Below are 25,658 nucleotides of genomic sequence, written 5' to 3' on the forward strand. Positions count from 1 at the left end.
GCTTCGGCTCCCTTGGCAATGGGCTGGAATTGGGGGAAAGCCTTTTGACAGCGCCCCTGTCGCGTGGCAAGGGAGCCGCCGCTTTTCCACACCCTACATAGAGAGGCCGCCCGCCTTGGCCAGCCCTGAACTCGGCGTCAAGCAGCTCTGCCCGAACTGCTCGGCGAAATTCTATGACCTGAACCGCCGTCCGGCGACCTGCCCCAAGTGCGGCGAGTCGTTCGACCCGGAAGAGGCCGTCCGCAACCGCCGCGTCCGCGCCCGCGCCATCACCCCCGACTACGAGGACGATGGCGAAAAGGACGACGAGGCCGCGGAAGCCAAGAAGACCGCCGTGTCGGAAGACGAGGACGGCTTCGAGGAAGAACCCGACACCACGCCGGAAATCGACGACGAGGCCGCCGCCGAGCCGCTCGAAACCGACGATGAGGAAGGCGACGCCGCCGCCAAGCCCGCCGACGACATCGGCGTCGATTTCGCCGACGACGAGGAGACCCTCGACGAGGAAGAAACCGACGACGTGCCGTTCCTCGAGGACGAAGACGACGACGACTTCCCGGAAGACGAGATCGACGGCCTGCCCGGCGAGGGCGACGACGACGTCTGATGAAAACCGTTGTGAGGCCGGGTCTCCGCGAGGGGGCCCGGCCCGCGACGAAAAAAACTGACGGGGAAGGCTTGATCGGCGAAAGCCGACAGACTAAGACCCCGCCCTCGCCGCCGGGCCACCGATGACGAGCCCGATCCTTTCGGGGCTATAGCTCAGCTGGTAGAGCGCTTGAATGGCATTCAAGAGGTCAGCGGTTCGACTCCGCTTAGCTCCACCATAAGGGCCGCATCCGACGAGGATGCGGCCCTTTCCATTTCTGCTCCCCCGTCGGAACCTCGAGACCACTGAGGTATTCTCGCTTGAGGGCGCTTGCGCGCCCTTCGGGGCGGATGATGTCGGGGCGAACTTCGTGACAGCTTTGGACGGCCAGGACGGCGCCGCGCCATGGTTTCTCGTCGGCGGCGGTGAGATGGGCCGGCGCATGCGGGCGTTCGATTGGACCGCCACGCCCCTTGGCGCCCCCGAAAGCTGGCCCGACGGCCTGAAGACCCTCGTCGCCCTGATGCTGGATTCCCGGCATGGCATGTTCATCGCCTGGGGGCCCGACCTCACCTGGATGTGCAACGACGCCTTCGTGCCCATCCTGGCCGACAAGCACCCCACCGCCCTGGGCCGTCCGACGGCGCAGGTCTGGGCCGACGCCTGGCCGACCGTGGGGGCCCTGTTCGATCAGGTGCTGCAGGGCGAGGCCCAGCGGTTCGAGGACCTGCCGGTTCCGCTGGTGCGGGGCGGTGAAACCGTCGAGGCCTCGTTCAACTTCTCCTACAACCCGGTGCGCGACGGCGGCGGCGCGGTGGCCGGCGTCTATGCCGTGGTCACCGAGACCACCGACAAGGTCCGCGCCATCGCCGCCCTGGGCTCGCAGCGCGAACAGTTCGCCCGCCTGTTCGACCAGGCGCCCAGCTTCATGACCATGCTCAGCGGGCCGGAGCATCGCATCGATCTGGCCAATCCGGCCTACATGCGGCTGGTCGGCCATCGCCCCGTGCTGGGCCTGACCGTCGCCGAGGCGTTGCCCGAGGCCGTGGCGCAGGGCTACCTGGACCTGCTGGACCGGGTCTACGAGACCGGCGAGGCCTATGTCGCCACCAGCGCCACCTACGCCATGCAGACCGAGCCGGATGGGCCGATCGACCAGCGCACCCTCGACTTCCTCTACCAGCCGATCCGCGACGCCACCGGCCAGGTCACCGGCATCTTCGTCGAGGGGGTCGATGTCACCGAACGCGCCACCCTCGAACAGCGGCGACTGGCCCTGGTCGAACTGGGCGACCGCATCCGCGAGTTCGACGACCCCGACGAGCTGGCCTACGCCGCCGCCGAAATCCTCGGCCGCACCCTGAACGTCAGCCGGGCCGGCTACGGCGTCATCGACAAGCAGGCCGAGACCATCACCATCGCCCGCGACTGGAATGCGCCGGGCATCCAGAGCCTGGCCGGAGTGCTGCACTTCCGCGACTACGGCTCCTACATCGAGGACCTCAAGGTCGGCCGCACGGTGCTGATCGAGGACGCCGAGACCGATCCGCGCACCTCCGACAACGGCGCCGCCCTGAAGGCGATCAGCGCCCAGGCGGTGCTCAACATGCCGGTGACCGAACAGGGGGACTTCGTCGCCCTTCTCTATCTCAACCACGCCGAGGCCCGGCCCTGGACCGAGGACGAGATGGAGCTGGTCCGCGAGGTCGCCGACCGCACCCGCGCCGCCACCGAACGCCGCCGTGTCGAAACCGAACTGCGCGAGCTTGCCGCCACGCTCGAGGAACAGGTCGAGGCTCGCACCGCCGAACTGCGCCTGCACGAGGAGGCCCTGCGCCAGGCCCAGAAGATGGAGGCGGTCGGCCAGCTGACCGGCGGCCTGGCCCACGACTTCAACAACCTGCTGGCCGCCGTCAGCGGCAATCTCGAACTCCTGGAGATGCGGTTGCGGGCCGGACGGCTCAGCGGTCTGGAGCGCTACATCGACAACGCCCAGGGCGCCGCACGCCGCGCCGCCGCCCTGACCCAGCGCCTGCTGGCCTTCTCGCGCCGCCAGACGCTCGATCCGCGCCCCACCGACGTCAACCGGCTGATCAGCGGTTTCGAGGAACTGGTCCGGCGCAGCGTCGGGCCGGACATCGAGGTGGAGATCGTCGGCGCCGCCGGCCTGTGGGCGGCGCGGATCGATCCCTCGCAGCTGGAAAACGCCCTGCTCAACCTCTGCATCAACGCCCGCGACGCCATGGCGCCGGACGGCGGCCGGATCACCATCGAGACGGCCAACACATGGCTGGACCAGCGGGCCGCCGCCGAGCGCGACCTGCCGCCCGGCCAGTATCTGTCGATCTGCGTCACCGACACCGGCGCCGGCATGGCCCCGGACGTCGTCGCCCGCGCCTTTGATCCCTTCTTCACCACCAAGCCGCTGGGCGAGGGCACGGGCCTGGGCCTGTCGATGGTCTACGGCTTTGCCCGCCAGTCGGGCGGCCAGGTGCGCATCCATTCGGAGGTCGGCAAGGGCACGACCATGTGCCTCTACCTGCCCCGGTTCCACGGCGAGGCCGAGGTCGTGCGCGGGCCCGAGGCGGAGGCTCCCGGCCACGGCGACGGCGAGACGGTGCTGGTCATCGACGACGAGCCGGCCATCCGCGCTCTGATCGTCGAGGTGCTGCAGGACAGCGGCTACATCGCCATCGAGGCCGCCGACGGTCCTGAGGGTCTGAAGATCCTGAACACCGGTGCGCGGGTCGACCTGCTGATCACCGATGTCGGCCTGCCGGGCGGCATGAACGGCCGCCAGGTGGCCGACGCCGCGCGCGTCGACCGCCCGGACCTCAAGGTGCTGTTCATCACCGGCTACGCCGAGAACGCCGCCATCGGCAACGGCCACCTGGCCCCCGGCATGGAGGTGATGACCAAGCCCTTCGCCATGGCCGCCCTGGGCAGCCGCATCCGCGACCTGATCGAACGCTAGAGCATGTCAGGGCGAAGTGTATGCGGTTCGCCCGCCCGGACATGCTCTAAATGTTTGATTCTAGACCCTTTTGATCAGGTTTTGATGCGTACATCAAAACTTGAAAGGGTCTAGCGCGGATCGCCGTAGCGGCGCTTCCAGTCGATCTTGATCTCTTCGGCCTTGCGGCGGTCCTCCAGGGACAGTTCTTTGCCGAACTGTTGCAGCACCGCCCCGGCGTTCTTGTCGCCGCCCTCGCGGGCCATTTCGGCGTAGGCCTGGCCGGTCAGGGCGTCGGCCGGGCCGCCCTCGCCGGTCAGCATCATGAAGCCGAGGCTGCGCAGGGCATGGGCCGAGCCCTTCTCCGCCGCCTTGCGGTACCAGCCACGGGCGGCGACGTCGTCCTCGGCGACGCCCTCGCCCGTGGCCAGCATCACCCCGGCGCTGATCTGGGCGTTGACGTAGCCGCGCTGGGCCGACTTCTCGACCCAGGTCCAGGCCTCGGCCGCGTCCTTGTCGACCCCCTCGCCCTCGAGCAAGGCCATGGCCAGGTGCCACTGGCCGACCGGATGGCCCTTTTCCGCCGCCTGGCGATAGTAGTCGGCCGCCGCCTCTAGGTCCGGCTCGCCGCCGATGCCGAACTTCAGATAGACGCCCATAGCATCCAGAGCTGTCGGATCGCCGCTGGCCGCCGCCCGCCGGATCAGGCCGAAGGCCTTGACCGGGTCGCTGTCGACGATGGCGTTGGCCTGTTCGATCAGCTCGATCGGGTCCTGCCGCGCCATGGCCGGCGAGGCCACCCCCATCGCCACCAACACCGCCCCCAGAACAAGACCTGCAAAGTTACGCATTGCACCCCCCATGGCTTCGCTGACTTGCGAACCTCGCCGACAATCGCCACCTATTGTTCTTGCCGCAAGGGCCGGCGCCGATCTCGGGCCAAACCTTGCGGGAGTCGCTTGAACAGGACTCGAGGACGAAGACGATGACGACCCGGACCGTGTTGTTCGACAGCCCCTTCCTGCTGGGCTTCGACCACACCCGCAGCCTGATCGAACGGGCCCAGCGGGCGGCCACCGAAGGCTATCCCCCCTACAACGTCGAGGCCCGCGATGACGGCGGGCTGCGCATCACCCTGGCCGTGGCCGGCTTCTCGCCGGACCAGCTGGAGGTGAGCGTCGAGGGCGAGATGCTGACCGTGGCCGGCAAGCGCGACGCCGGCGCCGAGGGCCAGGACCGGGCCTTCCTGCATCGCGGCATCGCCGCCCGAGGGTTCCTCAGGACCTTCATCCTGGCGGACGGCATGGTTGTCGGGGGGGCCACCCTCGAGCACGGCCTGCTGCACGTCGATCTGGATCGCCCCAAGGCCGAGCGCCTGATCCAGCGCATTCCCATCCGGACCGGCGGCTGAACCATAAGCGCCTGTCCCGCGTTCGTTTTGTGAAGGAGGTGGTCGCAATGACACCCGTGAGACTGACCAACGAAGCCTTTGCCGCCCTCGGCGGCCCCAGCCTGGTCTACGTGCGCCCCGTGAGCGGCGCCGAGATCATCGCGTCCTCGCCGGCCGCCGCGCTGGCCCATGTCGAGCTCGAACCCGAGCAAACCCTTTATGCCGTGCACCGCGCCGATGGTGAGCGCCTGGCCGTGATGAGCGACCGCGACAGCGCCATTTCCGCCGCCCTGGCCCACGAACTGGCCCCGGTTTCCGTCCACTAGGACCCCTGCCCTGCGGGGCCGCGCCGAACCTCGCGCGGCCCCAAAGGTTGCCTTCCCGACATCAAACCTCTAAGAGGCCGCCCTCTTCTCGCCAGATTGACCGGGCTAATGCGCCGCTCGATCTGCTCCAAGGCGAGCCCCCTTTGTCGCGTCCGATCATCCAACCTCGTTGATCGAACCTATGGCGCGGCCCAGTACGAGGTTGACCAGTGAAACCCAGCGTCCCGGCCCAGAAGGGCCCCTATAGCGCCGCTATTCCGGTCGTCGCCGGCATCGTCGGTGGCGCTTTCGCCATGACGGCGGCGTTCGCCATGGGCAACGTGACCCGCCCGGACCGTCCGGCCGACGTCATCATCGCGGCCAAACAGGCCCCCAAGTCCGCCGGCAAGGCCAATCCGCACCTGGTCGCCGCCTCGCGCGATCCGATGCTCAAGGTCCTGGCCTTCAACGCCCCGGTCGCGGGCTTTTCGATCAACTCGCCGTTCGGCATGCGCCGCATGCCCTGGGAAGAGGGCGGCCGGCTGCATGAAGGCGTCGACATCGCCGCCCCGGCCGGGACCAGGGTCACCGCCACCTTGCCGGGCGTCGTCACCCGCACCGGCATGAGCCTGTCCTACGGCCGCTTCATCGAGGTGAAGCATGAGGACGGCCTGGTGTCCTTCTACGCCCACCTGTCGGGCACGGCGAAGGGCCTGAAGGCCGGCTCGCCGGTCACTGCCGGCCAGACCATCGCCTACGTCGGCGGCAGCGGCCGCTCGACCGGCTCTCACCTGCACTTCGAGATCCGCCAGAACGGCCGGCCGATGAATCCGGCCCTGTTCATCGGTCGCAGCTTCGCCTCCGCCGACCTGCTGCCGGTCAAGGACGCCATGAAGGTCGGCCGCACCCGCGTCGCCGTGGTCGGAAACTGGCCGGCCAGCGTCCGCGCCGCCGCCAACAACACCCAGCCCGGCAAGAATGGCGGCGCCGTCGTCCAACTGGCGTCCAGCACCGACGGCCGGGTGCATGCCGTGATCAACCCGGCCGGTCCGATCCAGATGGTCGCCCGCGACCCGGTCAAGGCCGCCGAGGCCCGCGCCAAGCTCCGCGCCATGCAGGACGCCGGCGGCCCTGAACTGATGGTCCGGGAAGTCAACAAGCCGGCTCCCAAGGCGGCCGTGAAGGCCGTCCCGGCTGACGACGAAGCGATCCCGACCTCGTAAGGTTCAGGTGGCCTTTCGGCCCTGCCAGCGCTGGGCCAGCCAGCCGCCGAGGCCGCAGACCACCACGGTCAGCGGGCCGAACCAGACCGGGTGCGGAATGGCGAAGACCGACCACATCGCGCCAGCGAACAGCAGCGCCGCGACGATCCAGCCGGCCACGATGTTTCCCTTGCCGACCGCATTGGCGGCGCTGGACCCGGCGAAGATTCCGACTCCGAAACCCGCCGCCACCCAGAGGATGGCAGGCAGCGGCATGGCGAGCATCAGGGTCTTCATCTGCTCGGTGTTGTCGAAGTCGATGCCCGGCGGCAGCGGCCAGATGGCGTGGCCCAGCATCTCCCAGCCATAGACCACGGTCCCGCCGGCCAGCGCGCCGACGATGACGCCCAGAATGGTGCGCAGCATTTTGAGAAGCCTCCCCGCTTCCGATATGCCGCGACCGTACCTAGATTGACCGCATGCTCAAGACCGCCGTTCGCCGGACTGTCTGGGGGGTCAGCCGCGGTCTCGCCGTCCTGACGCTCGCCCTGCTCCTCGCCATTGCCTTCGGAGGCCTCGTGTCCGCATTCGCCGCCGCCAACCCGCCCGGCCGCCTGGTCGACATCGGCGGCCGCAAGCTGAACCTGGTCTGCGCCGGGCCAGAGAAGGCCGATGGTCCGCTGGTCGTGTTCGAGGCCGGCGCCTTCGGTCTGTCGGCCGACTTCGGCGCCGTTCAGGGGGGCCTGACGGCCAAGGGCCTGCGCAGCTGCGCCTATGACCGGGCGGGTCTTGGCCGCTCCGATCCGGGCCCCAGCCCCCGCGACTCCGCCGCCATCGTCGGCGACCTCGAGAAACTGCTGGCCGCCTCGGGCGAGACTGGCCCTTACATCCTGGTCGGTCATTCCATGGCCGGGCTGCACCTGCGGCTGTTCACGGCCCGCAACCGGGCGCAGGTCGCTGGCCTGGTGCTGCTCGACGCCGCACCGCCGGAGGCCGCTGACCTGCCCGTCGCCAAGACCTGGATCGGCCGCTTCGGCACGGTCTCGCATCTGGCCGGCGGCGCCGCCACCCTCGGCCTCTTCGCCCCGCTGGGTCCTGTCATCGGTGATCGCATCGGCCTGCCGCCCGCCGCCGCGGCGGAGAAGCGCCGCGCCTTCGCCTCCGGTCGCCACAACCGCTGGTCGGCGCGCGAGGTGTCCCTGTGGCTGGCCAGCTCGGTCCAGGGCAAGGCCGCCGCGCCCTATGATCCCGACCTTCCCGTCGGCGTCGTTACCGCCGGGCCGCCGCGCCAGGGCGCCCTGTCTGACTGGAAGCGTTTCCAGTCGGAGCCGGCCCGGGTCAGCAAGACCGGCTTCCACGTCAATATCGACGACGCTGGCCACGCCGACATGCTGGGCCTGAAGCATCGGGACGTGATCGTCGACGCCATCCTCAAGGTGCGGGCGGCGGGAATCCAACGTTAACGCCTGAGGGGCCAGTGTCCGCACCATGACCGACGCCGCGCTTGCCCTGACCAACGTGACCAAGCGCTACGGCGCCTTCACCGCCGTCGACGACCTGTCCTTTACCGCCGAACGCGGCCGCATCCTCGGCTTCCTGGGACCCAACGGGGCTGGCAAGACCTCGACCCTGCGCATGGTGCTGGGCCTCAGCGAGCCGACGGCCGGAACCCTGAGCGTGCTGGGCGCCCCCGACGGGCGCAGCGTGCGCGACCGCATCGGCTTCCTGCCGGAGGAGCGCGGCCTCTACCGCCGGATGACGCCGATCGAGGCCATCGTCTTCCTCGCCGGCCTCAAGGGCGTGCCGGCCCCGGTCGCAAAGAAGCGCGCCATCGCCATGCTGGAAGAGCAGGGCCTGGCCGAGGCCCAGAACCGCCAGATCCGCCAGCTGTCCAAGGGCATGGCCCAGAAGGTTCAGCTGATCGCCGCCGTCGCCCATGAGCCGGAGCTGGTCATCCTCGACGAGCCGTTCAGCGGCCTCGATCCCGTCAACCAGCAGACTCTGGAGGCCACCATCCGGGGCCTGGCCCAGCGCGGCGCGACGGTTGTCTTCTCGACCCACGTCATGCAGCACGCCGAACGGCTTTGCGAACATGTCGTCCTGCTGGCGCGCGGCAAGAAGGCCTTCGACGGCAGCGTCGCCGAGGCCAAGGCCCGCGCCCCCCGCGCCCTGGTCCTGGAAGGCCAGCTGGAGGCCGAAGCGGCCGGGTCCCTGCCGGGCATCGCCGGAGTCAGCTCGACGCCCCTGGAGGCCGGCCAGCGCCACGTCTGCGCCCTCAAGGCCGGCGCCTCCGGCCAGGAGGCCCTGAAGAAGGCCTTCGCCCAGGGCCTCGACATCCAGCGGTTCGAACTGCGCGAGCCCAGCCTGCACGACGCCTTCATCGTCCTCACCGGCGAACAGCTCGACACCCCGGAGATGGCCGCATGAGACGCCTGATCCGCATCGCCGTCCGCGAATACATCGCCTACGTCCGCACCGTCGGCTTCTGGCTGTCGATGCTGGCCCTGCCGCTGGGCATGGCCCTGGTCATCGGGGCGACCGGCTGGATGGAGGCCTCCGCCCCGCCGCCCGCGCTGGTTCTGATCGATCAGACGCCAGGTCAGACCTATCTCGCCCCGCTGACCGAGGCGCTGAGCGCCAAGGGCGGCAACGGCCGGCCGCGCAACGAGGTCGTGCCGCCGCCGCTGGCCCTGCCGACCGATCCAGCCGCCATCGGTCCAGCGCTGAAGCCCTGGCTGGCCGGCGAGCAACGCCTGCCGGGCAAGCGCAAACTGGCCGGCGCCTATGTCATCCATGGCTCCGGCGAGGCCATCGCCGTCGACGCCTGGACCGACAATCCGCTGCTCGGCGCCACCGAGACCGTCCGTCGGACCATCGCCGGCGGCATGGAGCAGGCCAAGCTTCAGGCCGCCGGCGTCAGCCCGCAGCTGCTGGCCCAGGCCCAGGCCCTGACCCCGAAGGTCACCGACTACTCACCCAAGACCGCCGGCAAGGCCACCGTCCTGACCAAGATGCCCGGCTTCATCGGCTTCGCGGCCGCCATGCTGCTGTGGAGCGTCATCTTCACCGGGGCCGGAATCCTGCTGAACGGCGTCATCGAGGAGAAGTCGTCCAAGGTGCTGGAGGTGTTGCTGTCCTCGGCCACCGTGCCAGAGATCCTGTTCGGCAAGATCCTCGGCGTCGCCGGCATCACCTTTACCGTCATGGGGGTGTGGGGCGTCGTGGGGGCGGTGCTGCTCAACATCTTCGCGCCCGGCCAGGCGGCCGCCTTCGGCCAGGTGCTGTTCAGCGGCGGGCTGATCTTCTACTTCGCCTTCTATCTGATCTGCGGCTACCTGATGTACGCCAGCGTGTTCACCGCCATCGGCAGCTTCTGCGAGACCACGCGCGAGGCCCAGACCCTGCTGGGTCCGATCATGATCCTCCTCATGGTGCCGGTGCTGTTCCTGACCCAGGCGCTGAAGCGGCCCGACACCCCGGCCCTGGAGATCCTCTCCTGGGTGCCACCCTTCACCCCCTTCATGATGACCGCCCGCGCGGCATCGGGCCCGCCGCTGTGGCAGGTGGTCGCCACAGGCCTGCTGATGCTGGCCACCGTCGCCTTCGTCATGTGGATCGCCGGCCGGGCCTTCCGCGCCGGGGCCCTGTCGACGGGCAAGGTCGATCTGAAGGGCCTGGTCGCCAAGCTCCGGGGTGGCGAGTAGCGGCTAGAAGTCGAAAAGGCGGTCCTGGACTTCGTCGAAGTTGCTGACCGTGACGCCGAGGTCGTTCACCAGGCCGTTGCGCAGCGAATAGACCCAGCCATGGACGTTGAGCGCCTGGCCGCGGGCCCAGGCGTCCTGGACGAAGATGTCCGAGGCGACGTTCTTGACCTGACGGATGACGTTCAGCTCGACCAGCCGGTCCCAGCGGCCCTGGTCGCCCTCGATCTGTTCGATTTCGCCCCGATGGTGCTCATGCACCTCGCGGATAGGGTGCAGCCAGTGGTCGATCAGGCCCCGGCGCTGGCCATCGACGGCCGCGGCCACGCCGCCGCAGCCGTAGTGGCCGACGACCATGATGTGTTCGACCTTCAGGACATCGACCGAATACTGCAGCACCGACAGGTAGTTGGCGTCCTGCGGCGGGGCCAGGTTGGCGACGTTGCGGTGGACGAACAGCTCGCCCGGATCCAGGCCGACGATGTCGTTGGCCGGCACCCGGCTGTCCGAGCAGCCGATCCACAGATACTTGGGCGCCTGCTGGTTCTCGAGCCGCTTGAAGAAGTTGGGGTCGACCTGGGTCTTCTTGGCCGACCAGGCGCGGTTGTTGGCTTTCAGATCGTCGAGCATGGATCAGGCCTTCGCGTCGGGTTGCAGATTGGGGTGGGCGCCGGCCACGGCCGGGTGTTTGAGGGCGTGCTCACCGGCCGCCACCAGCGCCGGGTAGGGGCCAAGGTCAACGCCGAAGCGATTGGCGTTGTAGATCTGCGGCACCAGCAGGCAGTCGGCCATGGTCGGCGTCTCTCCAAAGGCATAGCCGGCGCCATGTCGGGCGATCATCGGCTCCAACGCCGCGAACCCCTCGGCGATCCAGCGGGCGACCCAGGTATTGCGGCCGTCCTCATCGACGCCCAGCGCACTCAGTTGCTTGAGGATGCGCAGGTTGTTCACCGGGTGGATGTCGCAGGCGACGACACCGCACATAGCGCGCACCCGCTGACGGTCCAGGGGGCTTGTCGGCAGAAGCGCGGGTTCCGGGTGGGTCTCTTCCAGCCATTCGAGGATGGAGAGGCTCTGGGTCATCACCTCGCCGTCGACCTCGAGGCTGGGCACCAGCATCTGGGCGTTGACCGCGTGGTAGGCCTCGCCGCGCTGCTCGCCGGCCACCAGGTCGACGGGGACGTAGTCGTAGGCCAGGCCCTTGAGGGCCAGAGCGATCCGCAGCCGGTAGGGGCCGGACGCCCGCCAGGCGCTGTAGAGTTTCATCAGACGATCTCGAAGCTGAGCGAACCGACCCCTTCGACGGAGCCCTCGACCAGGTCGCCCTTCTGCACGGCCGCGACCCCCTCCGGGGTGCCGGTGAAGATCAGGTCGCCGGGCTGCAGGTCCCAGAGCAGGCCGGCCTGTTCGACGATCTCGGGCACCGACCAGATCATGTCGCCGATGTGGGCCTTCTGGCGCACCTCGCCATTGACCGACAGGCTGATGGCCGCATCGCCAATGCTTTCCAGCTTGCGGATGGCGCTGATCGGGGCCGAGTGATCGAAGCCCTTGGCGCTGTCCCACGGCTGGCCCTTGGCCTTCGCCACCGCCTGGAGATCGCGGCGGGTCAGGTCGACGCCGACCGCATAGCCGAAGATGCCGTCCGGCCCGATGGCCACGACCAGCTCGATCTCATGGTGCAGGTCGGACGTCGCCGAGGGGTAGGGCACGTCCTGGCCCGGCGGCACAACGGCGTCGGCCGGCTTGGCGAAAAAGAACGGCGGATCGCGGTCGTCGCCGCCCATCTCGGCCCGGTGGGCCGCGTAGTTGCGGCCGACGCAGAGGATACGGCGCACGGGAAACGGCTTGTCGCCCTCGACCGGGACCGTGGGAGTGGGGCGCAGGGTGAAGGCGTGATCGGGCATGGCGCTCAGTTAGCGCCGCGCGGGCGCGCGCGCCACCCCGGACGCAAAACGACCCCCCTCCCGGATGGGAAGAGGGCCGCTCTGGACGTCAAAAGTGTGGATCAGGCCAGCGACGGCTCGATGCCCTTGCAGGCCTCGATCAGGCCCTGCACCGACTCGACCGACTTGGCGAACATCGCCTTCTCTTCGTCGTTGGTGGAGAACTCGATGATCTTCTCGACGCCGCCGGCGCCGATGACCACCGGCACGCCGACGTAGAGGTCCTTCAGGCCGTACTGGCCGTTCAGGTAGGCGGCGCAGGGCAGGACGCGCTTCTTGTCCTTCAGGAAGCTGGTGGCCATGGCGATGGCGCTCTCGGCCGGGGCGTAATAGGCGCTGCCGGTCTTCAGGAGGGCGACGATCTCGCCGCCGCCGCCGCGGGTGCGCTTGACGATGCCGTCGAGCTCTTCCTGGGTCATCCAGCCTTGCGCGACCAGTTCGGGCAGCGGCAGGCCGCCGACCGTCGAGTGGCGCACCATCGGCACCATGTCGTCGCCGTGGCCGCCGAGGGTCCAGGCGTGGATGTCCTCGACCGAGACCCCGGTCTTTTCGGCCAGGAAGTAGGCGAAGCGGGCGCTGTCGAGAACGCCGGCCATGCCGACCACCTTCTCGTGCGGCAGGCCGCTGAACTCGCGCAGGGCCCAGACCATGGCGTCGAGCGGGTTGGTGATGCAGATGACGAAGGCGTTCGGGGCATGGGCCTTGATGCCCTCGCCGACGGCCTTCATGACCTTCAGATTGATGCCCAGCAGGTCGTCGCGGCTCATGCCCGGCTTGCGGGGCACGCCGGCGGTGACGATGCAGACGTCGGCGCCGGCGATGTCGGCGTAGTCGTTGGCGCCCTTCAGCGAGACGTCCTTGCCGAACACGCTGCTGGCTTCGGCGATGTCGAGCGCCTTGCCCTGCGGGATGCCCTCGGCGATGTCGAACAGGATGACGTCGCCCAGCTCTTCGCGCGCGGCGATGTGGGCCAGGGTGCCGCCGATCATGCCGGCGCCGATAAGGGCGATCTTGGCTCGAGCCATGGAGCAGGTCTCTCTGAAGTGATGAAAAGGGTCGCGCGCGGTCTAGACCCGGCGCGGCGGGACCGCAAGCGTCGGGTGTTGCACTGCGGCGCCCGCCGATTGTGAGCCGCCCCCCTGCGCGCTAGGGTCGGGGCGGTTTGGGGGTGTGCGATGCGTAGGATGATGATTGGCCTGGCGATGGCCCTGCTGGCGCTGGCCGCCCCGGCCGGCGCCCAGACGCCCCCCGAGGGCAGCTATACCGGCCCGCTGTTTCCGGCCGGAGAGCCCGCAGTCGCCGGCGGCGAGATCGGCAAGGGCGGCGCCATCCTCACCGTCCCCGTTCGCTTCAGCTTCACAGGCGTTCTCGAGGCGCCGGTGACGCCCGTGGGCTGGTTCGTCAAGGACGAGCCCCTGCCGGCCGGACAGCCGATGTTCGCCATGATCTATGGCCGGATGTGGCGCCCGGACGCCGACGCCGTGGTCGTCTGGTGCACCCACCGCAAGGCCCCGTCGAAGAGCGAGCCCAACCGCTGGAAGACCATCTGCCTGCCGAAGACCCAGGTCGGGATCTACCTGTGGACCGAGCCCTTCACCCTGCTTCCTTTCCGGCTGTCGTCGGATCGCTCCGACAACAGCGTCCGGCCGCCGATGGTCAAGGCCGGCCCGGCCGACTTCGGCGTCCCGATGGTCTTTTCCTACCGGCTGCTGGAGTTCGACGCCAAGGACGCAGACATCAACCTCTACCTCTCCGTCGGTGGCTATGAGACCTGGGTCGGCCAGACCAATCTGCCCCGCCAGGCCGACGGCTCGGTGGTGATGCCGATCCTCGGCGGCGCCGTCCGCCTGGTTCCGACCGGCAAGAAGACCGCGCGGGCCGAGGTCATCGCGCCCCTGTCGGCCAGTTCGCCCAACCTGCTGTTGCCGGTCCGCTAGCGGTGCCCCTGCCATTCGCCCAGGCCCTGCGCCGCTGGCTGGATCCCAAGCCGGCGCCTTCGGACGAGCCCGTGATCAGCATTCACGAGGACGACTGGGGGATGCGCAACCTCTATCCCGTCTCGGCCCTGGCCCATGTGCGGGCCGACATGGCGGCGTCCGACGCCGCCGGCGAGGCCAACTTCGACGGGGTCGGCTGGACGGCGGTGTACGCCATCCAGGAGCCGGAGAGGAGCTTCGCCGACGACGGTTTGACCGTGGCCGCCGTCGCCGCCGTGCTGGCGCCGTTGATGCCTCGGGTGAAACGGTTCAACGCCGGCCTTCCGTCCAGCATGGCGCCCGGAAAGACCGATCCCTTCGCCTCCTATGAGACAGAGGCCTGGTGCTATGGCTTCGACCGGGACTGCTTCGTGAAGGTCGACGCCAGGGACGATCTGGTCCGGGCTATCTGGTTCGAGGCGGCGACGGCGGACGAGGATCAGCTGAACACCCTGTTCAAGGCCTTTCAGGCGATCGACACGGTGGCGCCCTGTTGCATCGCCGACTACTGGTCCCATGCCCTCGGAAGCGTCGCCGACCAGGATTTCCTGGACGGCTACTTCGATTTTCTGGCCAGCAACAACGCGCCGGGTTAGGGGAGCGCGTCGCAGGAGGCGCAGATGTCGAAGACCAATCCCGGCAACTACTTCGAGGACTTCCGCCTCGGCCAGATCCTTCGCCACGCCACGCCGCGCACGGTCACCGCCGGCGATGTCGCCCTCTACACCGCCCTCTACGGCCCGCGCTTCGCCCTGTTCAGCTCGGACGAGTTCGCCCGGTCCTGCGGCCTGCGGGCCGCGCCGGTGGACCCGCTGATCGCCTTCCATGTCGTGTTCGGCAAGACGGTGCCGGACATCAGCCTCAACGCCGTGGCCAACCTGGGCTACGCCGAGGGCCTGTTCCTCAAGCCTGTCTTCCCGGGCGACACTCTGACCGCGACCAGCGAAGTCATCGGGCTGAAGGAGAACTCCAACCGCAAGGCCGGCGTCGTCTACGTCCGCACCACCGGCGAGAACCAGGATGGCGAGCCGGTGCTCAGCTACGTTCGCTGGGTGATGGTCCGGAAGCGCGACGAGGCGGCGAACATCGCCGAACAGAAGGTCCCGGACCTCAAGGCCGCCGTGCCGGCCTCGGACCTGGTGATCCCCAGGACCCTCGACTTCTCGAAGTATGACTTCGCCCTGGCCGGCGCCGCCCATGCCTTCGAGGACTATGCGGTCGGCGAGAAGATCGACCATGTCGACGGCATGGCCATCGAGGAGGCCGAGCATCAGATGGCCACCCGGCTCTACCAGAACACCGCCAAGGTCCATTTCAACCAGTATGAGCGGGCCAAGGACCCGTCCGGGCGGCGCCTCGTCTACGGCGGGGTGGTGATCTCGACGGCCAAGGCGCTGAGCTTCAACGGCCTGCAGAACGCCGGGCTGATCCTCGGCATCAACGGCGGGCGCCATGTGAACCCCTATTTCGCCGGCGGCACCGTGTTCGCCTGGAGCGAGGTGCTGGACAAGGCGCTGCTCGAGCCCGGCGTCGGGGCCTTGCGCCTGCGGCTGGTGGCGACCAGGGACCGGCCCTGCGCCGACCTGCCGGACAAGGACGAGGCCGGCGCCTATCCTGGCGAGGTCATCCTCGACTTCGACTACTGGGCGGCGGTTCCAACGCGCGGCCAGGCGGTCTCGCCCAGCAGCAGACAGTGGTCGCTCATATCCTTCAGGAAGGCCTTCACCGCCGCCTTGTCGGCCAGTTCGACCCAGCCCCTGACGCAGACGTCCCGGATTTCGGCGCCCGCCTTGCCCAGCGGCGCCAAGGTCACCGGCGGGGTGACCAGGATGTGGTCCAGGTCGCTCTCGCCAGCCGAGCCCTTCCAGGTCCGGTCGTGGCTCTTGGTCGCAACCCGCAGCCCGGCGAAGGTCGGCAGTTCCAGAATCTCCTCGGCTGCCTTGATGCGGATGTTGGCCTTGATCGCCGTTGGATACTGCAACCCCATGGTATTGAGGTCGCCCATGACGATCAGCCGCGCCGCGCCCGACGGGTCCTTGCCGTCCAGCGCCCCCTTCATCTTGCGGATATTGTTGAACATGTTGAACCGGTTGCCGAAGGCGTCGGCATCGACTCCGGAATCGGTGTGCATGTAGAGCAGGTGCGTCCAGACCACCCCCTGGCGGACCGACAACAGGGCGCCGGGGCGCAGGAATTCATTGCCGGCCTTGAACTCGCGCTTCTGGGAAAAGGCCTTCTGGTCGAACACCCCGCGCCGCACCCCGACCAGGATTTCCTGCACCTGCGGTCCGTCGGTCAGGTGAAAGTCGTAGTCGGGAAACTCCGTCTGGATCAGCACACTGACGTCGACATGGGCAACCTCCAGGATGCCGAAGACGTCGATCGGCTTTCCGCCCGGATGGGCGCCCTTGATGAAGTCGGCGGCCCGTTTCAGCCGCGCCGCGTCGCCGCGCAGTTTCTCGACATTCCAGGTCGCGAAGGTGAACGCCATGACCGCCTCCCGTTGACAACCCAGCATTGCATAACAGCGTTCGCCTGAACAGGGCGCTTGACCGCCAGGACGCCGGACGTGAAGGACTCGCCATGGACTTCATCCTCGACCCCGCCTTCGTCGCCACCAGCCATGCGGTCGGCGACCTGCCCCTGTGCCACGTCCGCCTGCAGGACGACGCCCGCTATCCCTGGCTGGTGCTGATCCCGCGCCTGCCTGGCCTGGTCGAGGTCGAGGAGCTGTCGGCGGCGGACCGGGGCCGGCTGATGGAAGAGGCCGTCGCCGCCGGCAAGGCGGTGCGGGTGATGGCCGGCCTCACCGGCTTCGAGGTCGGCAAGCTCAACATCGGCGCCCTGGGAAATGTCACGGCCCAGCTGCACGTCCATGTGGTCGGGCGCTGCGCCGACGATCCGGCCTGGCCGGGACCGGTCTGGGGCCATAGCGCGGCGCAGGCCTACGAAGACGCGGCCGATGCGGTGCTGGTGGCCCGCAAGGCGCTGGGACTCTAGTTCCGGCGCAGGGTGACCGAACGGGTGTTCCCCGCTTCCCACAGGGTGCCGGACCAGCCCGCGCCGGCCGGGTCGAGCTGCAGGATCAGGGGCTCGGTCGCGCCGCGCGGGGTGAAGCGGATATAGACCCCGCCCGTGCCAGTGCGTTCGATGACATCGACCAACCCGACCTGACCGGACGGCTGACCCTGTTTCAGCGACCGCCAGGCGCCTTCCAGTGCGATGGCCCCGGCCCCCTTGTCGACCAGTTGCAGCCCGTACAGCGTCCGGCCGTCGGCCCCGCGCAGCACCCAGCCGCCGTCGAGCGGGCCCTGCAGGCCCTGGGCGGCGTTCAGCCCGCCGCGGATACGGCTCTCATAGGCCTGTTCGACCGCCGTCGGCGGCGCCTCGGGGGTGCGATAGAGTTCGTCGATCATCACCGGCCGGTCGAGCTGCGGCAGGCGCGAGATCGGCGGCGGCGTGTAGGGCGTGGGGGCCGTATAGATCGGCGCATAGGCCGGCCGCGATGGGGGCTCGGCCGGAGCGGGCGCCTCGCCTGGATCTTCGGCGTCGCCGTCGGCGCCCGCATCGTTGGCCTGCGAGGCCGCCGCCGCGTCGGGGGCGGTGGCGGTCGCCGACTCGGCCGCGTCGTCATCCATGCCCTGGCTGGCGGCCAGGCCCGACAGCACATCGCCGATCGGATCGGCCGAGGGCGGCTGTTCCTGGGCCAGGACCGGCCCGGCCAGCAACGCCATCAGGGCCGCAAGGGCGATCCTTCCCCTCATTCGGCGTCAGCCTCCGCAATCGCTTCGGCCACCGCCACCAGCCGCTCGGCTTGCGACAGATGCAGCAGCTCGGCCATTCGGCCCTCGACGCGAATGGCCCCCTTGCCGGCGTTTTCGGGCAGGGCGAAGGCGGCGATGACGCTGCGGGCCCAGTCGACTTCGCCGGGAGCCGGCGAGAAGACCAGGTTGCAGGGCTCGATCTGTTTGGGATGGATCAGGGTCTTGCCGTCGAAGCCGAAATTCACGCCCTGCTGGCAGACGTCGACCAGGCCGTCGATGTACTCGATATCGTTGTAGACCCCGTCGAGGATGGTCAGGCCATGGGCGCGGGCCGCCGCCACCGACAGGCTCAGGGGTCCCCAGAAGGGGGCGCGGTCGGCGGTCTGGTGACAGCGCATTTCCTTGGCCAGGTCGTTGGTCCCCATGACCCAGGCACTCAGCCGCGTGTCCTTCGCCGTGGCGGCGATCTCGTTGAGGGCGAACAGGGCGGCGCAGGTCTCGATCATCGCCCAAAGCCTGGTGGCCGCCGGCGCCTTTTCGATGGCGGCGTTGTAGGCCTTTACGTCGGCGGCGCTGCTGACCTTGGGAACCAGGATGGCGTCGGCTCCCGCCCCGGCGGCGATGGCCAGATCGTCGGCGCCCCAGGGCGTGTCGAGGCCGTTCACGCGAATGACCACCTCACGACGGCCGAAGCCGCCGGCCTTCACCGCCTCGACCGCCTGCATCCGGGCGGTTTCCTTGGCCTCGGGGGCGACGGCGTCCTCCAGGTCGAGGATGACCACGTCACAGGCCAGGTTGCGCGCCTTCTCGATGGCTTTCGCGTTCGAGGCCGGCATGTACAGGGCGCTGCGGCGGGGACGGGGCGTGTCGGTCATGTACGATTGGGGTCCGGAGAAGCGGGCAATTGCAAGGCCCATGCCGTCAATCGGCCGCTTAGTCCAGCGTCACGCCCTTGGCTTTGGCAACGGCGGCGAAGCGTTCCTCAATCACCTGCCATTGCCGGGCATTGGACGCCGTCGCCCGGTGCAACACGCTCATCACGGAGACGCCGAGCTTGCAGGCCTTGTCCTCGTCGCCCGTCTCCAGGGCTTCGGCGAAGGTGGCCAGGTCGCTGATCAAGGGGATCATCAGCTTCATGTTCGCTTCCGCCGGTCCCATGATCCGGGGATCGGTGAGTATGGCCATGGTTTCGGAAAAGGACTGCTCCTCGGTCCAGACGCCGGCCTTGACCAGCTGATCCGAGCGCCAGCTGACCAGGCGGGTGGTGTAGTTCGAGTTGCGCCGGCTGAACTCCGTCAGGTCGATCAACTGTTCCTCCAACCCGGTGACGAAGCTCTTGCGGGTGACGGGATCGGCGCAGACCGCCAGGGTCGGCGGGGGCCCCGGCATCGGCAGGTTCGGCGGTGTCGGCTTTTCGGTCACGTTTCGGCCGAGCGCCTCATCCCAGGCAACCGTATAGAGGACCCGGTCGATACAGTTGATGGTCAACTCGTCGCCGAGCGTGAAGACCTCCATGCGCAGGCCCCGGCCCGGCTCGTCTTCGCCAGTCGCCTCGGCGTCGAACGTCGGCCAGGCTTCCTCCTCCTCATCGCGGTGGGCAAAGCGCCCGCTGGCGACGATGGCCGCGACCAGGGTCTCCTGCAGCGCCTTCGCCGCCTTGGCGTCGGCCAGTTCGGCGACCAGGCCGATGGTGTGAATCCTTCCGCTCGCCGGCGTGGGCGTCGTCTCGATTCGCCGGAAGGGCGCGAGGTCCGCGGGCGCAACCACCGAAGGGCCCTCGCCCAGGCGCCGTGGCGCCGGCTGGCCCGCCAGGGTCGTCGATCCGAAGGTCTGGCCGTAGGCGCCGCCCGGCTGGCAGCCGGCGACAATCTCCTCCGGCGTCACGGCCAGGGCCGATCCGGCAAGGACCATCCCGGCCAGGCCGGCGACGGCGGCGGGCCACAGTTTCAGCATCGATCTACTCCCCCAACTGGGGAACATCGTCTCAGGCTGGAGCCTTCACGCCAAGACCCCTCGCCAACCTTCGTTGGCGGGATCAGTATGGGCACATGACCCGCTACGATCCCGAGGCCCTCAATGTGCTGGGCGGCGAACTGATCCCCTGTTCGCTGGACCCGGTGACCGGGTTCTATCGCAACGGCTGTTGCGAGACCGGGCCGCAGGATCTGGGCCTGCACACCGTCTGCGCGGTGATGACCGCCGATTTCCTGGCCTACAGCGCCCGGCAGGGCAACGACCTGTCCACCCCCCGGCCGGAGTACGGCTTTGCGGGCCTCAAGCCCGGCGACCGCTGGTGCCTCTGCGCGCCGCGCTGGAAGGAGGCGCTGGACGACGGCTGCGCCCCGCAGGTGGTGCTGGAGTCCACCCATGAGGAAACCCTGGCGATCGTGCCGCTGGGAATCCTCAAGGACTATGCCGTCGTCGCTTAGGCGCTACTTCATCGTCGGGATGATGAAGGAGGAGTCGGCCACCTCACCTTCCGGCCAGCGAGCGGTGACGGTCTTGACCTTGGTCCAGAACTTCAGGCCTTCCATGCCGTGCTGGTTGGTGTCGCCGAAGGCGCTGCGCTTCCAGCCGCCGAAGGTGTGGTAGGCGACCGGCACCGGGATCGGCACATTGATGCCGACCATGCCGACGTTGACCCGGGCGGCGAACTCGCGGGCCACGCGGCCGTTGCGGGTGAAGATGGCGACACCGTTGCCGTACTGATGGCTCGAGGGCAGTTCGAGGGCTTCCTCGAAGCTCTCGGCGCGGACCATCTGCAGCACGGGGCCGAAGATTTCCTCGTGGTAGGTCTTCATGCCGGGTTTGACGCCATCGAACAGGCTGGGGCCGATGAAGAAGCCCTTCTCGTAACCCTGCAGCTTGAAGTCGCGGCCGTCGACGACCAGCTCGGCGCCCTCGTCCTTACCGATCTGGATGTATTCGGCGATCTTGGCGCGGTGAGCGGCCGAGACGACCGGGCCGTACTGGGCCTCGGCGTCGTTGGAGACGCCGACCTTCAGGGTCTCGATCTCGGCGATCATCCGCTCGCGCAGTTCATCGGCGGTCTTCTTGCCGACCGGGACGACGACGGGGAGCGCCATGCAGCGCTCGCCGGCCGAGCCGAAGGCGGCGCCGGAGAGGTCTTTCACCACCTGGTCCATGTCGGCGTCGGGCATGACGATGCCGTGGTTCTTGGCCCCGCCCATGGCCTGGACCCGCTTGTTGTGCAGCGTGCCCTGCGAATAGACGTAGTGGGCGATATCCGAGGAGCCGACGAAGCTGACGGCCTTGATGTCGGGGTGCTGCAGGATGGCGTCGACGCTGACCTTGTCGCCGTGGACGACGTTGAGCACGCCCGCGGGGGCGCCGGCCTCCATCATCAGTTCGGCCAGGCGGACCGGAACCGACGGGTCCTTCTCCGAGGGCTTGAGGATGAAGGTGTTGCCGACCGCGATGGCCACCCCGAACATCCACATCGGGATCATGGCCGGGAAGTTGAACGGGGTGATGCCGGCCACCACGCCCAGGCTCTGGCGCATGGAATAGACGTCGATGCCGGGGCCGGCGCCCTCGGTGTATTCGCCCTTCAGCGCGTGCGGGATGCCGCAGGCGAACTCGATGACTTCCAGGCCGCGCTGGATGTCGCCCTTGCTGTCGGCGATGACCTTGCCGTGCTCGCTCGACAGCAGCTCGGCCAGGTCCTGCATGTTGGCCTCGACCAGCCGCTTGAACTCGAACATCACCCGCGCCCGGCGCTGGGGATTGGTCGCCGACCAACCCTGGTGGGCCTTGAGCGCGACCTGCACGGCGGCGTCCAGCTCGGCCGGGGTGGCCAGGGCGACGCGGGCCTGCACCTCACCAGTATTGGGATTGAAGACGTCGCCGAAGCGGCCCGAGGTCCCGGCCAGGGTCTGGCCGTTCACGAAGTGCTGGATGTCGCGCATGGGGCGCTCCTTGGCGGATGTCGATGAGGTGTGGCGGGGCAATAGCACTCTCCGATCAAACCGCGTATTGCAGAATTGCATGTGACAATCTGCGAAACCGCATCAGATGTTCGACTGGGACGACCTGCGCATCTTCCTCGCCGCCGCCCGGGCCGGGTCGCAGTCGGCCGCCGCCCCGCGCCTGGGCGTCGATGCGGCGACGGTCGGGCGACGCATCGCCCGGCTGGAGACCTCGCTCAAGTCCACCCTGCTGATCCGCTCGGCCGTTGGGCTGCAGCTGACCTCCGCCGGCCAGCGCCTGTTCGAGATCGGCCTGGAGGCGGAAGCGGCGATGGACCTCGCTTCGCGCAGCGCCGACCCCGACGCCGCCGGCGGCACGGTCCGCATCACCGCCGCCGAGGGTTTCGGCACGGCCGTCATTGCGCCGGCCCTGCCGACCCTGCGTCTGGCCCGGCCCGACATTCGCATCGAACTGGCCGCCAGCACGGGCTTCCTGTCGCTGACGAGGCGCGAGGTCGACATGGCCATCACCCTCAGCCCGCCGGTCTCCACCCGCCTGGCCGTGCAGCCGCTGACCGACTACCGCCTCGGCCTCTACGCCTCGGCCGCCTATCTCGACCGCATGGGCCGTCCCTCCGCCGTCGAGACCCTGAAACGCTACGAGATCGTCGGCTATGTCGACGACCTGATCTTCGCCCCGGAACTCAGATACCTCGACGAGGTCCTGCCCGGGCTGCGCCCGTCCCTGTCCAGCTCCTCGATCCGGGCCCAGCGCGAGATCATTGCCGCCGACGGCGGCATCGGCGTCCTTCCCTGTTTCATGGCGGCGGGGTTGGAGCGGGTGCTGCCCGCCCAGGTGAATCTCAAACGGGGCCTGTGGCTCAGCACCCACCGCGATGTGGCCGACATCGCCCGCATCCGGCTGGTGCGGTCCTGGTTGACCGACCTGGCGGCGCAGCAGGCAGAAATCCTCAACCCCGCTGTCTGACAAACTCGCTTCACCGCCATTCAAACGAGCGTTAGACTTCTCCCCATGTCCGACGACCTTACAGAAGCCCAGACGGCCGACATCCCCGAGGGCTACAAGATCCTCAACTGGACGCGCGGGTTCGGGCGCCAGATCGGTCCGCTGTACGAACAGCATGACCCCCAGGGCGCCACCCTGGCCTTCCGGGTCGAGGAGCACCACACCAACGGCATGGCCAACTGCCACGGCGGCATGTTGATGAGCTTCGCCGACATGGCCTGGGGCCGGGTGATCAGCGTCGCCCGCAGCCACTACTGGGTCACCGTGCGGCTGACCTGCGATTTCCTGTCCGGCGGCAAGCTGGGCGACTGGATCGAGGGCCGGGCCGAACTGGTCTCGGAAGAGAATGACGTCTTCACCGTGCGCGGCCGCATCTGGGCCGGCGACCGGCTGATCATGACCGGCATGGGGGTCTTCAAGGCCATCGGCCCGCGCCCGCCGCGCCCCGGGGAAAAGGCTTACGTTGAGCCGAAGGAAGAGGTCCTCCATGGCTGACGGCCACCCAATCTGGCCGGACGTGCCGCCACCCCTCGCGCCCTACAACGGCGACAAGCCGCCGGCTCCGGCCTGGTTTGAGAAGGCCCTGGCGCAGGAACCGGAACGCTCGAAGTTCGAGGTGCTGGGCGCCGAGATCGAACTCCTGACCTGGGGCGAGGTCGGCAAGCCCGGCGTCCTGCTGCTGCACGGCAACGGCGCCCACGCCGACTGGTGGAGCTTCATCGCGCCGCTGCTCAGCAACGACTATCGCGTCGCCGCGATCAGCTGGTCGGGCATGGGCGACAGCGACTGGCGGCCGAAATACAGCGCCGAAATCTTCATGGCCGAGATCTTCGGGGCCATCGAGGCGGCGCAGCTGGAGGCCGACGGCGGCAAGCCGGTGGTGGTTGGCCACAGCTTTGGCGGCTTCCCCACCCTCTACGCCTCGGTGCACCAGGGCGAGCGCCTGGCCGGCATCGTCATGCTGGACTCGACCATTCACCCGCCGGAGCACCAGTGGAACGGCCCGCCGCGCCGCACCGGGCCGAACAAGGTCTACGCCACCCTGGCCGAGGCCCTGGCCCGCTTCCGCCTGGCCCCGCCGCAGGGGTGCGAGAACGACTATGTCGCCGACTGGATCGCCCGCAAGGCCCTGCGCCAGGCGCCGATGACCGACGGCTCGGGGACGGGGTGGACCTGGAAGTTCGATCCCGAGCTCTGGCACAATTTCACCATGCCGGCGCTGGGCGAGCTGCTGAGCCAGGTCAACTGCCCGGTGGCGATGGTCTGGGGCGAGCGGTCGAAGCTGATGTTCCCGGGCACGATGGCGTTCATGCTGCGCGAACTGCCCGACGACATCGTCAAGTTCTCGATCCCGGATGCAGACCATCATGTGATGATCGACCAGCCGCTGGCCACCGCGGCGGCGCTGCGGGAGCTGCTGGCGGCCTGGCCGTAGCAGGGCGCAGGTGAGCCGTTTCCATGCTCTCCCCCCGCGAAGTGGGGGGAGGACCGCTTTCGAGCCTAAGCGAGAAAGCAGGAGGCGGGCTCACAGGCGGTGGGGATTTCGCGCCGTTCCCTTACACGCCGGCGCCCTCGGACGCAGCGCACGACCGCCGGTGGAAGTCCCGCCTCCTGGTTTGTCGCTCACGCTCCAAACCTGTCCTCCGCCCCAAGGCGGAGAGCGGAATCGCCCAATTCTTAGAACTTGAAGGTCGTTTCCAGGCGCACGCGGGGCGCCTCGTCCTTGCCGCCGTTGCGGCGGACAGGATTGTCGCGTTCGGAGGCCAGACCCACCGCGCCGCCGACGCGGAGCGACGGGGTCACCTTGAAGTAGGCGCCGGCTTCCAGGTCTTTCGCATCGGCTTCACGGCCGACGGGCGACTGCAGGCCGAGCTTGACGCCCCACTTGCCGGTCTTGGCGTCGAACTGAACGCTGCGGTCCGAGCGGCCGGGGCCGAGACGGCTGTCCTGCAGGTTGAAATCGCCACGGACGCGGAAGTCCTCGGCCGGCTTCGGCTTGGCGGCCGATTGCGCATGGGCGATCCCCGCCGATCCGATCAGGACCAGCGCGGCAGCCGTCGCAATGTAACGCGCCTTGCTCATTTCCGCCTTTTGAGACCTTCAACCCCGATGCCGACTTGTGTCGCCCGGGGGCGGGCCGTCAGCTCAATTCCTATTATATAAGCGATCTGGGCGACTTTGGGTCAACGGACTCCAACGCCCGCCGGTCGATTCAAACCTCGCCTGTGGCGGGAAGGTCACGAGATTTCAGCGTTGGACCTTCTCTTGCCATGATGTAGACGCACCGAACAGAATATCTGCAGCGCAGGGCGCTAGTGGATTTGGAGCGATAGAGCATGCGGTTTGCGCGCGGGGCGTTCAGGTTGGGCGCGGTGGTGATGTTGGCGGGCGCTTTGGCGGCCTGCGGGTCCAGCGGTCCGAAGACCGTCAAGGACGGCAACGGCGGCTTCCTGGGCATCGGCGGCAAGAAGGCGTCGAAGGGCACGGAGATCGGCGTCAACGGCTATCTGTGGCGCGCCGCCACCGACGTCATCAAGTTCATGCCGCTGGCCTCGGCCGATCCCTATGGCGGCGTCATCATCACCGACTGGTACACCGACGCCGCGACGCCGAACGAGCGCTTCAAGGTCACCGTCTACATCCTCGACACCCGCCTGCGCGCCGACGCCCTGAACGTCAGCGTCTTCAAGCAGGTCAACGACAACGGCAACTGGGTCGACGCGCCGACGGCCGCCCAGACCGAAGCCGACATGGAAAACGCCATCCTCGACCGGGCCCGCAAGCTTCGGCTTGCGAACCTCGGCGGCGAATAAACCTCAGGAGTCACGGCGCTCCTGCGTCGTGACTCTTGTTGCCACGCAGGCCGCGCCCTAAAG

Annotated in this window: 28 protein-coding genes, 1 tRNA gene and 1 pseudogene; 18 read left to right on the forward strand and 12 right to left on the reverse strand. The window is 68.5% G+C overall.

The genetic code is table 11. From position 1 onward, the window contains the following. Positions 1–115 precede the first annotated feature (115 nt). The 3 genes from AC2YG9_RS19720 to AC2YG9_RS19730 all read left to right on the forward strand — a co-directional run bounded on the left by AC2YG9_RS19720 (position 116) and on the right by AC2YG9_RS19730 (position 3,563). Positions 116–607, forward strand: coding sequence for a TIGR02300 family protein (locus tag AC2YG9_RS19720; RefSeq protein ID WP_487299707.1), 492 nt, complete (start codon positions 116–118; stop codon positions 605–607). A 144-nt stretch (positions 608–751) separates the two neighbouring features. Beyond that, positions 752–827: transfer RNA gene (locus tag AC2YG9_RS19725), tRNA-Ala, on the forward strand. Between the two features lie 132 nt (positions 828–959). Then, entirely contained in the window at positions 960–3,563 is a 2,604-nt protein-coding gene (locus AC2YG9_RS19730; RefSeq protein WP_487299708.1) for an ATP-binding protein, read from the forward strand. 110 nt (positions 3,564–3,673) lie between these two features. Here the strand turns inward: AC2YG9_RS19730 and AC2YG9_RS19735 are convergent, their stop codons facing one another. Further along, the gene (locus AC2YG9_RS19735; RefSeq protein WP_487299709.1) at positions 3,674–4,393 is read right to left on the reverse strand and encodes a tetratricopeptide repeat protein; all 720 of its coding nucleotides are present in this window, start codon (positions 4,391–4,393) and stop codon (positions 3,674–3,676) included. A 134-nt stretch (positions 4,394–4,527) separates the two neighbouring features. Here AC2YG9_RS19735 and AC2YG9_RS19740 point away from each other — a divergent pair, with 134 nt between their 5' ends. From AC2YG9_RS19740 to AC2YG9_RS19750, 3 genes are all read left to right on the forward strand, one after another. Further along, complete coding sequence (locus AC2YG9_RS19740) at positions 4,528–4,953, forward strand: Hsp20 family protein (protein WP_487299710.1); 426 nt, start codon at positions 4,528–4,530, stop codon at positions 4,951–4,953. A gap of 47 nt (positions 4,954–5,000) precedes the next feature. Continuing rightward, complete coding sequence (locus tag AC2YG9_RS19745) at positions 5,001–5,258, forward strand: DUF1150 family protein (RefSeq protein ID WP_487299711.1); 258 nt, start codon at positions 5,001–5,003, stop codon at positions 5,256–5,258. Positions 5,259–5,467: 209 nt separating this feature from the next. After that, positions 5,468–6,460 (forward strand): M23 family metallopeptidase, encoded by a 993-nt coding sequence (locus tag AC2YG9_RS19750; RefSeq protein ID WP_487299712.1) that lies wholly within the window; start codon positions 5,468–5,470, stop codon positions 6,458–6,460. A gap of 3 nt (positions 6,461–6,463) precedes the next feature. Here the strand turns inward: AC2YG9_RS19750 and AC2YG9_RS19755 are convergent, their stop codons facing one another. After that, the gene (locus AC2YG9_RS19755) at positions 6,464–6,865 is read right to left on the reverse strand and encodes a hypothetical protein (protein WP_487299713.1); all 402 of its coding nucleotides are present in this window, start codon (positions 6,863–6,865) and stop codon (positions 6,464–6,466) included. Between the two features lie 53 nt (positions 6,866–6,918). Here AC2YG9_RS19755 and AC2YG9_RS19760 point away from each other — a divergent pair, with 53 nt between their 5' ends. Genes AC2YG9_RS19760 through AC2YG9_RS19770 form a run of 3 tightly spaced genes read left to right on the forward strand, consistent with a single transcriptional unit; the run spans position 6,919 to position 10,143 of the window. Then, positions 6,919–7,902, forward strand: a complete 984-nt coding sequence (locus AC2YG9_RS19760; RefSeq protein ID WP_487299714.1) for an alpha/beta fold hydrolase — start codon at positions 6,919–6,921, stop codon at positions 7,900–7,902. A 25-nt stretch (positions 7,903–7,927) separates the two neighbouring features. Next, positions 7,928–8,866 (forward strand): ABC transporter ATP-binding protein, encoded by a 939-nt coding sequence (locus tag AC2YG9_RS19765; protein WP_487299715.1) that lies wholly within the window; start codon positions 7,928–7,930, stop codon positions 8,864–8,866. Next, positions 8,863–10,143 (forward strand): ABC transporter permease, encoded by a 1,281-nt coding sequence (locus AC2YG9_RS19770; RefSeq protein ID WP_487299716.1) that lies wholly within the window; start codon positions 8,863–8,865, stop codon positions 10,141–10,143. The genes AC2YG9_RS19765 and AC2YG9_RS19770 overlap by 4 nt, the downstream gene beginning before the upstream one ends. Before the next feature lie 3 nt (positions 10,144–10,146). On the opposite strand, the gene AC2YG9_RS19775 is transcribed toward AC2YG9_RS19770, so the two are convergent. From AC2YG9_RS19775 to mdh, 4 genes are all read right to left on the reverse strand, one after another. Then, on the reverse strand, positions 10,147–10,770 hold the full coding sequence (locus tag AC2YG9_RS19775; protein ID WP_487299717.1) for a carbonic anhydrase: 624 nt from the start codon (positions 10,768–10,770) through the stop codon (positions 10,147–10,149). Positions 10,771–10,773: 3 nt separating this feature from the next. Next, positions 10,774–11,406, reverse strand: coding sequence for a maleylacetoacetate isomerase (gene maiA / locus AC2YG9_RS19780; RefSeq protein ID WP_487299718.1), 633 nt, complete (start codon positions 11,404–11,406; stop codon positions 10,774–10,776). Then, positions 11,406–12,047, reverse strand: a complete 642-nt coding sequence (locus AC2YG9_RS19785; protein WP_487299719.1) for a fumarylacetoacetate hydrolase family protein — start codon at positions 12,045–12,047, stop codon at positions 11,406–11,408. Before AC2YG9_RS19785 ends, maiA begins: the two co-directional genes overlap by 1 nt. Before the next feature lie 101 nt (positions 12,048–12,148). Beyond that, positions 12,149–13,111, reverse strand: a complete 963-nt coding sequence (gene mdh / locus AC2YG9_RS19790; protein WP_487299720.1) for a malate dehydrogenase — start codon at positions 13,109–13,111, stop codon at positions 12,149–12,151. Positions 13,112–13,261: 150 nt separating this feature from the next. Between mdh and AC2YG9_RS19795 the strand changes: the two genes are divergently transcribed. The 3 genes and pseudogenes from AC2YG9_RS19795 to AC2YG9_RS19805 all read left to right on the forward strand — a co-directional run. Beyond that, positions 13,262–14,023 (forward strand): hypothetical protein, encoded by a 762-nt coding sequence (locus AC2YG9_RS19795; RefSeq protein ID WP_487299721.1) that lies wholly within the window; start codon positions 13,262–13,264, stop codon positions 14,021–14,023. Positions 14,024–14,025: 2 nt separating this feature from the next. Further along, on the forward strand, positions 14,026–14,658 hold the full coding sequence (locus tag AC2YG9_RS19800; RefSeq protein WP_487299722.1) for a hypothetical protein: 633 nt from the start codon (positions 14,026–14,028) through the stop codon (positions 14,656–14,658). A gap of 24 nt (positions 14,659–14,682) precedes the next feature. Continuing rightward, positions 14,683–15,729: pseudogene (locus tag AC2YG9_RS19805) on the forward strand (MaoC family dehydratase); the annotation flags it as partial. Here AC2YG9_RS19805 and AC2YG9_RS19810 read toward each other — a convergent pair. Next, on the reverse strand, positions 15,702–16,580 hold the full coding sequence (locus AC2YG9_RS19810) for an endonuclease/exonuclease/phosphatase family protein (RefSeq protein WP_487299723.1): 879 nt from the start codon (positions 16,578–16,580) through the stop codon (positions 15,702–15,704). The pseudogene AC2YG9_RS19805 and the gene AC2YG9_RS19810 overlap by 28 nt on opposite strands. A gap of 65 nt (positions 16,581–16,645) precedes the next feature. Here AC2YG9_RS19810 and AC2YG9_RS19815 point away from each other — a divergent pair, with 65 nt between their 5' ends. Next, the gene (locus tag AC2YG9_RS19815; protein ID WP_487299724.1) at positions 16,646–17,062 is read left to right on the forward strand and encodes an HIT domain-containing protein; all 417 of its coding nucleotides are present in this window, start codon (positions 16,646–16,648) and stop codon (positions 17,060–17,062) included. On the opposite strand, the gene AC2YG9_RS19820 is transcribed toward AC2YG9_RS19815, so the two are convergent. The 3 genes from AC2YG9_RS19820 to AC2YG9_RS19830 are packed head-to-tail and all read right to left on the reverse strand — an operon-like array spanning position 17,059 to position 19,779. After that, complete coding sequence (locus AC2YG9_RS19820; RefSeq protein WP_487299725.1) at positions 17,059–17,826, reverse strand: hypothetical protein; 768 nt, start codon at positions 17,824–17,826, stop codon at positions 17,059–17,061. The genes AC2YG9_RS19815 and AC2YG9_RS19820 overlap by 4 nt on opposite strands. Then, positions 17,823–18,701: an HpcH/HpaI aldolase/citrate lyase family protein gene (locus AC2YG9_RS19825; RefSeq protein ID WP_487299726.1), complete on the reverse strand. Its 879-nt coding sequence runs from the start codon at positions 18,699–18,701 to the stop codon at positions 17,823–17,825. Before AC2YG9_RS19825 ends, AC2YG9_RS19820 begins: the two co-directional genes overlap by 4 nt. 58 nt (positions 18,702–18,759) lie before the next feature. Further along, a complete protein-coding gene (locus AC2YG9_RS19830) occupies positions 18,760–19,779 on the reverse strand; it encodes a hypothetical protein (RefSeq protein ID WP_487299727.1) in 1,020 nt (339 codons plus the stop codon). A 95-nt stretch (positions 19,780–19,874) separates the two neighbouring features. Between AC2YG9_RS19830 and AC2YG9_RS19835 the strand changes: the two genes are divergently transcribed. After that, positions 19,875–20,255: a DUF2237 family protein gene (locus AC2YG9_RS19835; RefSeq protein WP_487299728.1), complete on the forward strand. Its 381-nt coding sequence runs from the start codon at positions 19,875–19,877 to the stop codon at positions 20,253–20,255. A gap of 3 nt (positions 20,256–20,258) precedes the next feature. On the opposite strand, the gene AC2YG9_RS19840 is transcribed toward AC2YG9_RS19835, so the two are convergent. Further along, the gene (locus AC2YG9_RS19840) at positions 20,259–21,755 is read right to left on the reverse strand and encodes a CoA-acylating methylmalonate-semialdehyde dehydrogenase (RefSeq protein ID WP_487299729.1); all 1,497 of its coding nucleotides are present in this window, start codon (positions 21,753–21,755) and stop codon (positions 20,259–20,261) included. 106 nt (positions 21,756–21,861) lie between these two features. Between AC2YG9_RS19840 and AC2YG9_RS19845 the strand changes: the two genes are divergently transcribed. The 3 genes from AC2YG9_RS19845 to AC2YG9_RS19855 are packed head-to-tail and all read left to right on the forward strand — an operon-like array spanning position 21,862 to position 24,217. Then, on the forward strand, positions 21,862–22,743 hold the full coding sequence (locus AC2YG9_RS19845; RefSeq protein WP_487299730.1) for a LysR family transcriptional regulator: 882 nt from the start codon (positions 21,862–21,864) through the stop codon (positions 22,741–22,743). A gap of 45 nt (positions 22,744–22,788) precedes the next feature. Continuing rightward, positions 22,789–23,277 (forward strand): PaaI family thioesterase, encoded by a 489-nt coding sequence (locus AC2YG9_RS19850; protein WP_487299731.1) that lies wholly within the window; start codon positions 22,789–22,791, stop codon positions 23,275–23,277. Next, a complete protein-coding gene (locus AC2YG9_RS19855) occupies positions 23,270–24,217 on the forward strand; it encodes an alpha/beta fold hydrolase (RefSeq protein ID WP_487299732.1) in 948 nt (315 codons plus the stop codon). The genes AC2YG9_RS19850 and AC2YG9_RS19855 overlap by 8 nt, the downstream gene beginning before the upstream one ends. A gap of 242 nt (positions 24,218–24,459) precedes the next feature. On the opposite strand, the gene AC2YG9_RS19860 is transcribed toward AC2YG9_RS19855, so the two are convergent. Next, positions 24,460–24,864 (reverse strand): NtrZ family periplasmic regulatory protein, encoded by a 405-nt coding sequence (locus tag AC2YG9_RS19860; RefSeq protein WP_487299733.1) that lies wholly within the window; start codon positions 24,862–24,864, stop codon positions 24,460–24,462. Between the two features lie 254 nt (positions 24,865–25,118). Here AC2YG9_RS19860 and AC2YG9_RS19865 point away from each other — a divergent pair, with 254 nt between their 5' ends. Further along, positions 25,119–25,595, forward strand: a complete 477-nt coding sequence (locus tag AC2YG9_RS19865) for a DUF3576 domain-containing protein (RefSeq protein WP_487299734.1) — start codon at positions 25,119–25,121, stop codon at positions 25,593–25,595. The last annotated feature ends 63 nt before the right edge of the window (positions 25,596–25,658 follow it).

Source organism: Caulobacter sp. SRI_014, from assembly GCF_057586315.1.